Annotated in this window: 9 protein-coding genes; 8 read left to right on the forward strand and 1 reads right to left on the reverse strand. The window is 72.7% G+C overall.

The window, feature by feature from the left end:
• The first annotated feature begins 124 nt into the window (after positions 1-124).
• From AB0M54_RS05065 to AB0M54_RS05090, 6 genes are all read left to right on the forward strand, one after another.
• Positions 125-715 (forward strand): dihydrofolate reductase family protein, encoded by a 591-nt coding sequence (locus AB0M54_RS05065; RefSeq protein WP_364334458.1) that lies wholly within the window; start codon positions 125-127, stop codon positions 713-715.
• 1 nt (position 716) lies between these two features.
• Positions 717-1,532 carry an RNA methyltransferase gene (locus AB0M54_RS05070; protein WP_364469206.1) on the forward strand — a complete coding sequence of 272 codons (816 nt, stop codon included), beginning with the start codon at positions 717-719 and terminating at the stop codon, positions 1,530-1,532.
• A complete protein-coding gene (locus AB0M54_RS05075; RefSeq protein ID WP_364334452.1) occupies positions 1,529-1,669 on the forward strand; it encodes a hypothetical protein in 141 nt (46 codons plus the stop codon). Before AB0M54_RS05070 ends, AB0M54_RS05075 begins: the two co-directional genes overlap by 4 nt.
• A 28-nt stretch (positions 1,670-1,697) precedes the next feature.
• Positions 1,698-2,852, forward strand: coding sequence for an aminotransferase class I/II-fold pyridoxal phosphate-dependent enzyme (locus AB0M54_RS05080; protein WP_364469208.1), 1,155 nt, complete (start codon positions 1,698-1,700; stop codon positions 2,850-2,852).
• A gap of 1,384 nt (positions 2,853-4,236) precedes the next feature.
• Complete coding sequence (locus AB0M54_RS05085) at positions 4,237-5,622, forward strand: globin (RefSeq protein ID WP_364469210.1); 1,386 nt, start codon at positions 4,237-4,239, stop codon at positions 5,620-5,622.
• A complete protein-coding gene (locus tag AB0M54_RS05090; RefSeq protein ID WP_364469212.1) occupies positions 5,622-7,631 on the forward strand; it encodes a prolyl oligopeptidase family serine peptidase in 2,010 nt (669 codons plus the stop codon). The genes AB0M54_RS05085 and AB0M54_RS05090 overlap by 1 nt, the downstream gene beginning before the upstream one ends.
• Here AB0M54_RS05090 and AB0M54_RS05095 read toward each other — a convergent pair.
• On the reverse strand, positions 7,598-8,884 hold the full coding sequence (locus AB0M54_RS05095) for a hypothetical protein (protein ID WP_364469674.1): 1,287 nt from the start codon (positions 8,882-8,884) through the stop codon (positions 7,598-7,600). The two genes, AB0M54_RS05090 and AB0M54_RS05095, sit on opposite strands and share 34 nt — an antisense overlap.
• 91 nt (positions 8,885-8,975) lie before the next feature.
• On the opposite strand from AB0M54_RS05095, the gene murD reads away from it, so the two are divergent.
• Together murD and AB0M54_RS05105 are read left to right on the forward strand one after the other, a co-directional pair.
• Entirely contained in the window at positions 8,976-10,325 is a 1,350-nt protein-coding gene (murD, locus tag AB0M54_RS05100) for a UDP-N-acetylmuramoyl-L-alanine--D-glutamate ligase (RefSeq protein ID WP_364334440.1), read from the forward strand.
• Positions 10,326-10,582: 257 nt separating this feature from the next.
• Complete coding sequence (locus tag AB0M54_RS05105; protein ID WP_364334437.1) at positions 10,583-11,530, forward strand: MurR/RpiR family transcriptional regulator; 948 nt, start codon at positions 10,583-10,585, stop codon at positions 11,528-11,530.
• The last annotated feature ends 52 nt before the right edge of the window (positions 11,531-11,582 follow it).

Consider the following 11,582-nt stretch of genomic DNA (forward strand, 5'->3'; position numbering starts at 1 on the left):
AGCCCACGACCTCGTACGGATCAAGGAGACACGACGTCAGCGAGCGACCAACACCCATTTTCAGCCCGGAACGGGCCACCTCGCCAGAGGCGACAGGGACTAGCCCCGTGGCATGCTGCCAGGCATGCCAAAGGTCATCGGTGACATCTCGGTCTCGCTCGACGGCTTCGTGACCGGGCCGAACCCCGGCCTCGAGAACGGGCTGGGCGACGGCGGCGAAGGCCTGCACACCTGGGCGTTCTCGAACGACACGGTCGACCGGGCGGTGCTGAGCGAGTCGACCGCTGCCACCGGCGTGATCATCATGGGCCGCAAGCTGTTCGACATCATCGACGGCCCCGGCGGCTGGTCCGACGAGGTCGGCTACGGCGCCTCCGAGGCCGGGACCCAGCCGGTGCTCGTGGTGACCCGGACGCCGCCGGACGACATGCGCCTGTCCGCCGACCGGTTCACCTTCGTCATCGACGGCATCGGCAGCGCCGTCTCCAAGGCCGCCGCGATGGCCGACGACCGCGACGTGGTCATCATGGGCGGCGGCGAGGTCATTCGCGGCGCCCTCGACCTGGGCCTGCTCGACGAGCTCAAGCTGCACCTGTCGCCGGTCATCCTCGGCCGCGGGACCCCGCTCTTCGCGGGCGGCACACCCCGGTCGCTCCGGCAGATCCAGGTACGCCCGTCCGCCCACGCCACCCACCTCACCTACCGCGTCGACTGACATGCCCCACGTACACGAGATCACCGACGCCGCCGACGAGCGCCTCGGCGACTACCGCGCCCTCACCGACCTCGACCTGCGCACCAAGTGGGAGCCGCCGCACGGGCTCTTCATCGCCGAGGGTGAGCTGGTGCTGCGCCGGGCGCTGCGGGCCGGCTACCACCCCCGGTCCTACCTGATCGACGCCAAGCGCGTGGACCAGCTGGCCGACCTGCCCGGCGACGCGCCCGTCTACGCCGCCACGCCCGCCGTCCTCGAACAGGTCACCGGCTTCCACGTCCACCGCGGGGTGCTCGCCTCGTTCCACCGGCGTCCGCTGCGTACGGCGGACGATCTGATCGCCTCGGCCCGGCGCCTGGCCGTGCTGGAGGACATCAACAACCACACCAACATCGGGGCGGTCTTCCGGGACGCCGCCGCGCTCGGCGTTGACGCGGTGCTGCTCTCGCCGACCTGCGCCGATCCGCTCTACCGGCGCGCCGTCCGGGTGTCGATGGGCGAGGTCTTCGCCGTGCCGTACGCCCGCATCGAGCCCTGGCCGGCCGGCCTGGCCCAGGTCCGCGAGGCCGGCTTCACCGTGCTCGCGATGACCCCCGACCCGGCCGCCGTCCCGCTCCACCTCCTGACGGCCGACCAGCGCAAACGCTCCGCCCTGCTGCTGGGCGCGGAGGGACCCGGCCTGTCCCGCCAGGCGCTCGCGGCCAGCGACGTGCCGGTCAAGATCCCGATGCGCCGCAACGTCGACTCCCTCAACGTCGCCGCGGCCGCAGCCGTGGCGTTCTGGGAACTCGGCCGCGACGACGACGAGATCGCGTGATGGCGGTCGAGGTGGCGGCGGCCAACCACCGTTCCCGCGCCGTGATGACCCGCCTGGGCATGACCCACGACCCCGCCCTGGACTATCTGGAGGACGGCGTACCCACCGTCGTTCATCGCCTCGCGGCGGTCGTTTAGCGGCTGTCGGACCGGCAAGATGAAGGGCATGACCGACGAACTGCCCGTGGCGCCATTGTCCGAGTTGGCCCGACGGCGAAGTGCCAAGTGGCGGAAGTTCCCCGCCGGCGTCGTCCCGTTGCACGTCGCCGAGATGGACTTCGCGCTGGCCCCGCCCGTGCAGGCCGCACTGCGCGAGGCCGTCGACGCGTCCGACGTCGGCTACTCGTCGGCCGAGCCCGAGCTGGGTGAGGCGTTCGCCGGGTTCGCCGCCGCCCGCTGGGGCTGGCAGCTCGACCCCGCCTCGGTCACCGCCATCACCGACGTCGGCGTCGGCGTGGTCGAGCTGCTGCGGGTCTTCACCCGTCCCGGCGACATGGTGGCGATCAGCCCGCCGGTCTACCCGCCGTTCTTCGACTGGACCCCCGAGGCCGGCGTCCGCACCTTCGAGGTCCCGCTGCATCTGGACGACGCCGGCTACCGCCTCGACCTGCCCGCCATCGAAAGATCTTTCCAACAACACCCCGCCGTGTACGTCCTCAGCAACCCCCACAACCCCGTCGGCCGGGCCCACACCGCCGACGAGTTGACCGCCCTGATCCGCCTGGCCGGCCGCTACCGGGTGGTCATCGTCAGCGACGAGATCCACGCCCCCTTGACCCTGCCCGGAGCGACGTTCACCCCCATCCTGTCCCTGCCCGGCGCCGCCGACGTGGCCGTGGCCGTGGTCTCGGCCAGCAAGGCCTTCAACCTGGCCGGCCTGAAATGCGCCGCCGTGGTGACCGCCTCGGCCCGGATGGCCGCCGCCGTGGCCTCCTTCCCACCCGACGCCCGCTGGCGCACCGGCCACCTGGGCGCCATCGCCTCCATCGCCGCCTTCCGCGACGGCGGCCCATGGCTGGACCAACTGCTGCACACCCTCGACGCCCGCCGCACCCAACTGGCCACCCTGCTGCGCGACCGCCTCCCCGCCCTCTCCTGGCACCCGCCCCAGGCGACCTACCTGGCCTGGCTCGACTGCCGCAAGCTGGGCGACGACAACCCCGAGCGCCTCTTCCTCGACCGAGCCCGCGTGGGCGTAGAACCCGGCCTGCACTTCGGCGCCGCCGGCGCCGGCCATGTGCGACTCAACTTCGGCACCGGCCCCCACGTCCTCGACGAAGCCACCGCCCGCCTGGCCACCGCCCTGACCGCCACCTCGTAACGCGTCACCTCAGCACCTCTGCCCCCGGGCGGCCGCACCCGCGCGCCGATCGCTCTTGCTCCAGACGACCGCCCCGTCCCGACAGCGCCTTTGCTCAGAGCAGGGGCCGGGGCTGCCGGTGCTGGGTGGGGCAGGTGGGGGTGGTGGGCGACGGCGTGTCCGAAGGCCGCTGTGTCCGGGTCGGCGGCGCGCCGCCCGCGACGGCAGTACGGTTGTACTGTTCATGTTCACCGGCCGATCCGGGGGTGTGCAGGTGTCGTCCGGCTCCGACCCGCATCTGTTGGCCCTGCTCAGGGCCATCCGCCTCCGTGCGGCCCATCCTGAGGCCGCCGCGGCCGGCGCCGCCGATGTCGAAGCCGCCTTCCGCCGGCCGAGCGAGCCGGGGTCCGCCCGGCCGATGCCCGCCGGTCCGCCGCCCCCGGAGCTTCCGTCGGCCGAGCGCCTGGGGCTGCCGTCCGGCCCGGAGCCCTCCATGGCGCAGGATGCCGGGCCGGGCCGGCCGGCGAACGCGGATCCGTTCGCCCAGTCCGCTCACGACCCGGTCGAGGACCATCCGGCCGGTGCCGTCCGCTCGGTCGATCCCCAGCACGAGTCGGTGCCGGCCGGCGGTCGCGAGGTCTCGATCAGCCCGGAAGGACGTTCGCAGCAGCGGCCGCCAGGGGCGCCGCCGATTCCGGGGATGCCGGTGGCGGGGTCGACACCGGGTGGTGCGAATCTGCCGGGGCCTCCGGGCCGGCTTCTTCCGATCCCTTCGCCGCCGGGTGGTCAAGGGGTCTCGCCGGTCGCGCCGAACCCGCCGCCGCAGGCGCCGGAGGGTGACACGTTCACACCGGCGTCCGGCGATCCGAGGCTGCCGACCACCTATGGGCCGCGGTCCGGCGCCCCGTTCCAGCCGTTCCCGGGCCTCCGAGGGCCGGCCGGAACCCAGCCTTACCCCGGACCAGCTGGAACCCAGCCTTACCCCGGACCAGCCGGAACTCAGTCGCCGGCCGGCGGCGCGGGAGTCCCCCATCCCGCGGGCGGACCGACGATCATGCCGGGTCCCGGCGCCATCAACCCGGGCGCGCTGGTGCCGCGGCCGGCGCCGACCCTGCCCACCCCGGTCCAGGGCCGGCCGTGGCCGACCATCTCGCAGCCAGGCATGCCTCAGCCGGGAACCCAACCCGGCGCAGCACAACCGGGCACACCGCAACCGAACCCCGCGCAACCAACCCCCGGCCAGCCGGGCCCAGGGCAGCCGGGTCCCGGCCAGCCCGGCCTCGGGCAACCAGGGTCGGGCCTGCCAGGTGCGGTGCAACCAGGAGCGGTGCAACCAGGAGCGGCGCAACCGGGGACAGGCCAACCGGGGATTCCGCCCGGTGGCGCGCCCCACGGGCTGCCGAGCGTGCCCGAAGGCGAGAGCGTCCCGATCCCGTGGGCGTCGTCCGTGCGCCCGGTTCAGGGCGGCACCCCGATTCCGCATCCGGGCCACGGCTCGGTGGTCTCCACGGGGCCGGTGTCGGTGGATCCGGTTTCGGCGCTGTCGGCGGTCGGGCGGCCGGTGCCGGGGCAGTACCCGGAGCCGGTGACGCCGGGCGTGCTGCTTCCCGGCGTACCCCAGGTGGGAAGTAAGCCTGATCTCGCACCGCCGCCGGCGGGCGCCGACGGCATGGACCCGGCCGACGACGCCGCGCTGAAGGAAGTGCAGCGGCTGCTCAGCAACAGTCTGAGCCTGGCCGGCGGCACCGACGAGGTGGCGACCCGGCTGCGGGCCACGATCCTGCTGGCGCAGCCGCAGCTCCTGCCGCTGCTGCCGGGCACGCCGCTGACCCAGCGGGAGCAGCTCGCGCAGGCGCTCACCTGGCTGGTGCACAACCTCGACAATCCGCCCGTGCTGGTGGCGGGGTGTGTGCAGCTCGGCGGGGTGCTGGCCGAATGCGGGATCCAGCCGGCGCAGCTGCAGCTGGTGGGGGCGGCGCTGGCCGAGGCGATGCGGCAGGGGATGGCCGCGAACGGGTGGCGGCAGGATTTCGACCAGGCCTGGCGGAGCACCTGGCAGCACGTGCACGAGTGGGTCGGGCACGGCGCCGAGGTGGCGCGCTACCAGCCGGTGACGTGGCTGGCCGAGGTGGTGTCGCACGAGGTGCGGCGGCCCGATCTGGCCGTGGTGCGGATCCGGCCGTACCTGCCGATGCCGTGGCGGGCGGGGCAGTACGCCCGGATCGAGGTGGGCGAGGTGCCGGGGGTGTGGCGGCCGTACTCGCTGGCCGGCCGGGACAACATCATCGAGCTGCACGTCCGCGCGAAGACCGAGACGGGTGTGTCGGGGACCCTCGTGTATCGGACGAACCCGGGTGATCAGGTGCGGTTCAGCCGGCCGGAGGGCGCGATGGGCGTGCCGCGCGGCTCGCGGGCTCTGCTGCTGGTGGCCGGTGACACGGGGGTCGCGCCGCTCAAGGCGATGCTGGGTGAGCTGGCCGCGACCGGCGATCCGCGGCCGGCGGTGCTGTTCTGGGGCGTACGCGATCTGGACGAGCTCTACGACATCGACGACATCGCGCGAATCGCCCGCGCTTGCCGGAGGGCGACCGTCGTTCCCGTCGTTTCCGAGGGTGATTCCGGTCAGTACGCTTCGGGCCTGGTGACGGATGCGATCGCGGCGTACGGGGAATGGTCGGAGGCCGATGCCTTCCTGGCCGGACCGCCGGTGATGTTGACCGCCACAAGCGCCGCGCTGCAAGTGCTCGGGGTGGCCCCCGAGCGCATCCACCACGACGCCCCGGAGGGCTGATGACGGTCGACGAGATCCACGGTGAGCCGATCGACGACCCGTTCCGCCGGCTCGAGAACGCCGAGGATCCCGAGACGGAGGCCTGGTCCGTCGAGCAGGACGCGCGGTTCGCGGCCGCCCGCGACGGCTGGGCCGATCGCGGCGAGTGGTCCGCCGGCCTGGAGAAGCTGTTCCGGGTGGGCTCGGTCAGCACGCCCTGGTGGCGGGGCGATCGGGCGTTCTCGACCCGGCGCGACCCGGGCCAGGACCACGCGGTGCTGCTGGTCACCGAGCCGTCGGGGGAGGAGCGGGTGCTGGTCGACCCGGGTGCCGTCGACCCGACCGGCAAGACCGTGCTGGACGCCTGGTCGCCGTCCAAGGAGGGCGACCTGCTGGCGTACGCGCTGAGCGAGAGTGGCACCGAGTGGGCGACCATCCGGGTGCTGGACGTGACCACCGGTGACATCGTGGACGGTCCGATCGGGCGTACCCGGCACCCGTCGATCGCCTGGCTGCCCGGCGGCCGCTCGTTCTACTACCCGCGCTACCTGACCACCGACGAGTCGGACGAGGAGCGCTGGCTGCGGCAGCGGCTCTATCGGCACGAGCTGGGCCACGACCCGGAGTCGGACGAGCTGGTCTTCGGCGACGGGCTGCCCCGCGCCACGAACCTGGGCGTGTCCACCTCGGACGACGGCCGATGGCTGACCGTGTCGGCGTTCCGCGGCACCGACGCCCGCAACGACGTCTGGCTGGGCGTGCCCGGCGACGGCATGATGACCCCGGTCAGCCTGGGGGAAGACGCGATCTCCCAGCCGTACTTCGATTCCCGTGGCGACCTGTGGCTGCTCACCAACCTGGACGCGCCGCGGTGGCGGCTGTGCCGCTGGGTGGACGGCGAGCGGCGCGAAGTGCTGCCCGAGGATCCGGAGGCGGTGCTGGTCGACGCCGAGGTGCTGGCCGACGAGGGGCTGATCGTGGCGGTCCGCTCCCGCCACGCGGTCAGCGAGGTCAGCGTGCACGACCTCGACGAAGGCCGCGAGGTGCGCCGGCTCGACCTGCCCGGCCCGGGTACGGTCACCACGCTCACCCGCCGCCGTACCGGCACCGAGGTGTGGGTGGGCTGGACCGACTTCACCACCCCGGCCTACGTGCTCCACGCCGACGTTGTCACCGGCCGATCCGAGGTGTACGCCCGTCCGCCCGGCGCCCCGGACACGGCGGTGACCACGCGCCAGGTCGTCTACCGGTCGTACGACGGCACGCCGGTGCACATGTTCGTCATCTCCCCGGCCGACGCCGAGGACCCGGCGCCCCGGCCGACCATCCTGTACGGCTACGGCGGCTTCAACATCTCCATCACCCCGGGCTATTCGGCGTCCATCCAGGCGTGGGTCGCGCGCGGCGGTGTGTACGCGGTGGCGAACCTGCGGGGCGGCAGCGAGGAGGGCGAGGAGTGGCACCGGGCCGGGATGCGTGAGCACAAGCAGAACGTGTTCGACGACTTCGCGGCCGCCTCGGACTGGCTGGTCGACCAGGGCGTGACGACCCGGGAGCAGCTGGGCATCCGGGGCGGCTCGAACGGCGGCCTGCTGGTCGGCGCGGCGGTCACCCAGCATCCGTCGAAGTGGAGCGCCGCCGTCTGCTCGGCGCCGCTGCTGGACATGCTGCGGTACGAGCGGTTCGGGCTGGGCGAGTACTGGAACGGGGAGTACGGCACGGTCGCCGACCCTGATGAGTTCCGGTGGCTGCGGGCCTATTCGCCGTACCACCACGTGCGCCCGGGGACGGCCTATCCGGCGGTGCTGTTCACCGTCTTCGAGGGCGACACCCGGGTCGACACGATGCACGCCCGGAAGATGTGCGCGCTGCTCCAGCGGGACACGGCCGGCCCGGCGCCGATCCTGATCCGCCGCGAGGTGGGCGTCGGCCACTCGACCCGGGCGGTGTCCCGTGACGTCGAGCTGGCCGCCGACGAATTGTCGTTTTTGTCGAACTACCTCAGAGCGGCTGACAGGGCGTCGGCGTAGCGCGGCGGCAGAAAGCCGATCTTGGCCGGCGCGAGCACCTCGGCGCGGTCGGCCAGCGCGGTCGCGAAGCCGGCCGCGGGGATCTCGGCGCGGAGGGCGTCGACCACCGGCGAGGGGTGATCGAGCATGGACAGCGCCACGACCGACTCCTCGACCTCGCCGACACACTCGAACGGCTTGTGCGCGTCGAGCCCGAGCAGCTCCCGGTAGCCGGGCAGCTGGGCCGGGTCGGCGAACAGGTCGTGCCCGAAGATGTGCACGAGCCGTTCGTACGGCATGAACGGCGCCATGGCCAGGAAGACGAACCGGCACTTGGGGCAGTCGCCGCACCAGCGGGCCGTCGGGTCGTGCAGCTTGAACGCCTGGTTGCAGCTGGTCACCACGTCGTCGTAGCGGGTGTGGGCGGCGAACAGCTCGGCGATCCGCAGCTCGGACAGCGGCCGCAGGAACGAGAAGTAGGGCTCGGTCAGGCCGACGTGTTCCCGGACGGCCTCGCGCAGCAGCCCCTCGGCGGTCTCACCCTTGGACCACTGGTGGTTGACCTCGTGACCGTTCCAGATCAGGTTCGGGTCGCTGGCCGAGCGCTCGTTGGACATCACCACCGGGCCGAGCCCGTGCCAGGCCGCGGTGGCGATCGCGATCAGCGAGTTGATCGCGGTGACCGGGATGTGGCCGTTGCGGGCGCCGGCCGAGTTCAGCTCGAACAGCCGCGGGTCGAGCTTGCGGCGGGCGGCCAGGGCGGGGAGGCCGGACGCCTCGTTGACGCTGGCGATGACCGGGTTGGGGTTCACCGAGAACGGCACCGGGTCGAAGCCGGCGTCGCGCAGGATCTCCAGCGTGACGATCGAGTCCTTGCCGCCGCCGACGGCCGAGAGCGGGCGCCCGCCCGAGTTGTCGGTCGCGCCGATCGGCGGCACGGAGCCGGCCGGGGTGGCGACCTCGAGGCCGAGCACGTGGGGCAGCTGGTTGCGGTAGGCGTACTCGGCCAGCCCGTCGGTGTAGACGGCGTCGAAGAACGCCTGGGCCGCGGGCCCGACGGGGGTGGAGGTGATCACCTGGGGCGGGGCGCCGACCTTGTAGTAGCTGACCCCGGCCACCACGTGCAGCAGGTCGAGCGTCCGGTCGAAGGTCGCTCGCCGGGTCTCGCCGGGCGGGAAGGTGACGGTCTCGGTGAAGGCCTCCGGCTGGTCGCCCTCGAGCAGGTAGCCAAGCTTGACCACGCCGGTCGCGGTGTCGACCTCACGCGAGGTCATCCGCAGCGCCGTGTATTCCTGAGCCACCCGCATACTCCCGTCGTCGGACCGGCGGCAATACTAATGCGCACCCCCACGGAAGGATTCCCCAGTGCGTCTCGCAGACCTGAAGGGCAAGTCCGTCGCCGTCTGGGGTACGGGCCGGGAGGGCCGGGCGGCGGTCACCGCGATCGCCCCGCACGGGCCGGCGCGGCTGCTCGCCGTGGACGACAGCGCCAACTTCCTCTCCATCCCGTGGGAGGGCGAGCTGGCCACCCTGGCCCCGCTGGCCGGCGGCGACCACGCGCAGGCCGCGCTGATGGCGGCCGACGTGGTGGTGCGGTCGCCCGGTGTGCCACAGACCCACCCGTGGATGGCTGAGCTGCGTACCCGTGGCATCACCATCACCGGCGGCAGCGCGCTGTGGATGGCCGAGCACGCCGGCCGCACCGTGGGCGTGACCGGGTCGAAGGGCAAGAGCACCACGTCCAGCCTGATCAGCCACCTGCTGGCCGCGGTGTCCCGGCCGAACGTGTTCGGCGGCAACATCGGGGTCCCGCTGCTCGATCTGCCGCCCGCCGAGCTCTACGTGCTCGAGCTCTCCAGCTACCAGTGCGCCGACCTGGCCGACTCGCCCCGGGTGGCCGTGGTCACCTCGCTGTTCCCGGAACACCTGGACGCACACGGCGGCGAGCGCGAGTACTACCGTGACAAGCTCAACATCCTCGCCCACAGTCCGGAATTGATCGTCGTGAACGCGGCCGACGACCGCCTCATGCGTGAGGTCGCCGGGGTCACCGACGCGAGCAAGTTCGCCCCGGTGCCGGCCGGCGCCGATGACTCCCGTTTCCGCGTCGAGGCGGACGGCCAGGTGTGGTGCGGCGACGACGCGCTGTTCGCGCGCGCCGACTTCAAGCCGCGCGGCGTGCACAACGGGCGCAATCTCTGTGTCGCGCTCGCGGTGCTCGACGGCCTGGGTCTCGATGTGTACGCGCCCGAGGTCGCCGCCGCGGTGCGGTCCTACCAGGGCCTGCCCCACCGGCTGGCCGAGATCGAGGACCCGTCCGGGCTGACCTTCGTCGACGACACCCTGTCGACCAGCCCCTATTCCGCCATGCACGCGATCGACGCCTACCTGGGCCGGCCGCTGACCGTGCTGGTCGGCGGCACCGACCGTGGCCTCGACTACGCGCCGCTGCGCGCGCACCTGCGCGATCTGGAGCTGACCGTGATCGGCCTCCCGGACAGCGGCCCGCGCATCCTGGCCGAGCTGGCCGGCCTGCCCGCCGTGCGCACCGAGGAGGCCGAGGACCTGCCGGCCGCGGTGCGCCTGGCCCGCGAGCTCACGCCCGAGGGTGGCGTCGTGCTGCTCTCGCCGGCCGCGCCCAGCTACGGGCGGTACCGCAACTTCGAGCACCGCTCCGAGGTGTTCGTGCAGGCCATCCGCGACAGCGCGGTGTGACCCCAGTCGCATCTTTCACCTGATCGGCTTCGAGCCCATCGGGCGTTCGGCCGATCCCAAACCCTGGCGTACCCGGTCGAACCTCGCCTTCCTGCGGTAAGGAAGGTTTCCGGATTCATGTGGGTGAATCGGCGCGGTTGCCGGGCCTTCGTTCAGGTAACGGTTTGAAAACTTGAACCAGATTCTTGACACAGGGGGGTCTTTAGTAAGAACTTTTACCGCGACAGTTAACACTCCTTCCTGAAGGGCGGGGCCACATGGTCGAGCCGGCGGTGGACGGCGCGGCACCAGCCGTAGTCGTCACGGCCCCGGGGCTGAACGGCTCGGACGGCGTCCTGGTACGCGTCCGGACCCTGCTCCCGGAGTTCACCGGCGCCCTGCAGCGAGTCGCCGATCAGGTGCTCACCGACCCGGCCGCCGCCTCCCGCGCCACGATCGTCGAGCTGGCCGAGCGCAGCGGCACCTCGCCCGCGACGGTCACCCGGTTCTGCCGGGCGCTCGGCTTCGACGGGTACGCGGACCTGCGGCTGGGCATCGCCGCCGAGACCGGCCGGGCCCGGTCGGCCGGCTGGACCGTCGACATCGGCCGGGAGATCCAGCCCGGCGATCCGCTGGAGCGCGTCCTCGGCCAGATCATGGCCGCCGACACCCGCGCCATGCACGACACCGCCGAGCTGCTCGACCTGGCCGAGGTCGAGCGGGCGGCCGGCGCGATCGCCGCGGCCACCCGGGTGAACATCTTCGGCGCCAGCGGCAGCGCCCTGGTCGGCGAGGAGATGCAGTTCAGCCTGCACCGCATCGGGGTGCCCGCCTGGGCCTGGACGGACGTGCACAACGGCCTGGCCAGCGCCGCGCTCGCCCGCCCGGGCGACGTCGCGCTGGGCATCTCGCACTCCGGCGAGACCGGCGAGACCATCGAGCTGCTGGCCGAGGCCAGCAGCCGCGGCGCCAGCACGATCGCGCTGACCAGCTTCCCGCGCTCGCCGCTGGCCGAACTCGCCGACATCGTGCTGGTCACCGCCACCCAGGCGACCACCTTCCGGCCGGACGCGCTCTCCGCGCGGCACCCGCAGCTGGTCGTCCTCGATCTTCTCTACGTCGCCGTCGCGCAGCGGACCCACGAACGTTCGCACGCCGCGTTCCAGCGCACCGCCCAGGCCGTCAGCGGACACAAAGCCGCCAAGGACGGGACCGCAACGCCATGAACAAACACCTGATGTCCACCCCACATAAATCGCGCACCCCACAAGACCCCTC

Origin of the sequence: Actinoplanes sp. NPDC051470, assembly GCF_040682035.1 — a bacterium.
Classification (GTDB): Bacteria; Actinomycetota; Actinomycetes; order Mycobacteriales; family Micromonosporaceae; genus Actinoplanes.

What these genes read in the sequence shown, in the direction of transcription:
- AB0M54_RS05080 (WP_364469208.1), top strand. Translation starts at nt 1,698, where the DNA reads ATGACCGACGAACTGCCCGTGGCGCCATTGTCCGAGTTGGCCCGACGG.
- AB0M54_RS05095 (WP_364469674.1), bottom strand. Translation starts at nt 8,884, where the DNA reads ATGACCTCGCGTGAGGTCGACACCGCGACCGGCGTGGTCAAGCTTGGC.
- AB0M54_RS05090 (WP_364469212.1), top strand. Translation starts at nt 5,622, where the DNA reads ATGACGGTCGACGAGATCCACGGTGAGCCGATCGACGACCCGTTCCGC.
- AB0M54_RS05070 (WP_364469206.1), top strand. Translation starts at nt 717, where the DNA reads ATGCCCCACGTACACGAGATCACCGACGCCGCCGACGAGCGCCTCGGC.
- AB0M54_RS05105 (WP_364334437.1), top strand. Translation starts at nt 10,583, where the DNA reads ATGGTCGAGCCGGCGGTGGACGGCGCGGCACCAGCCGTAGTCGTCACG.
- AB0M54_RS05065 (WP_364334458.1), top strand. Translation starts at nt 125, where the DNA reads ATGCCAAAGGTCATCGGTGACATCTCGGTCTCGCTCGACGGCTTCGTG.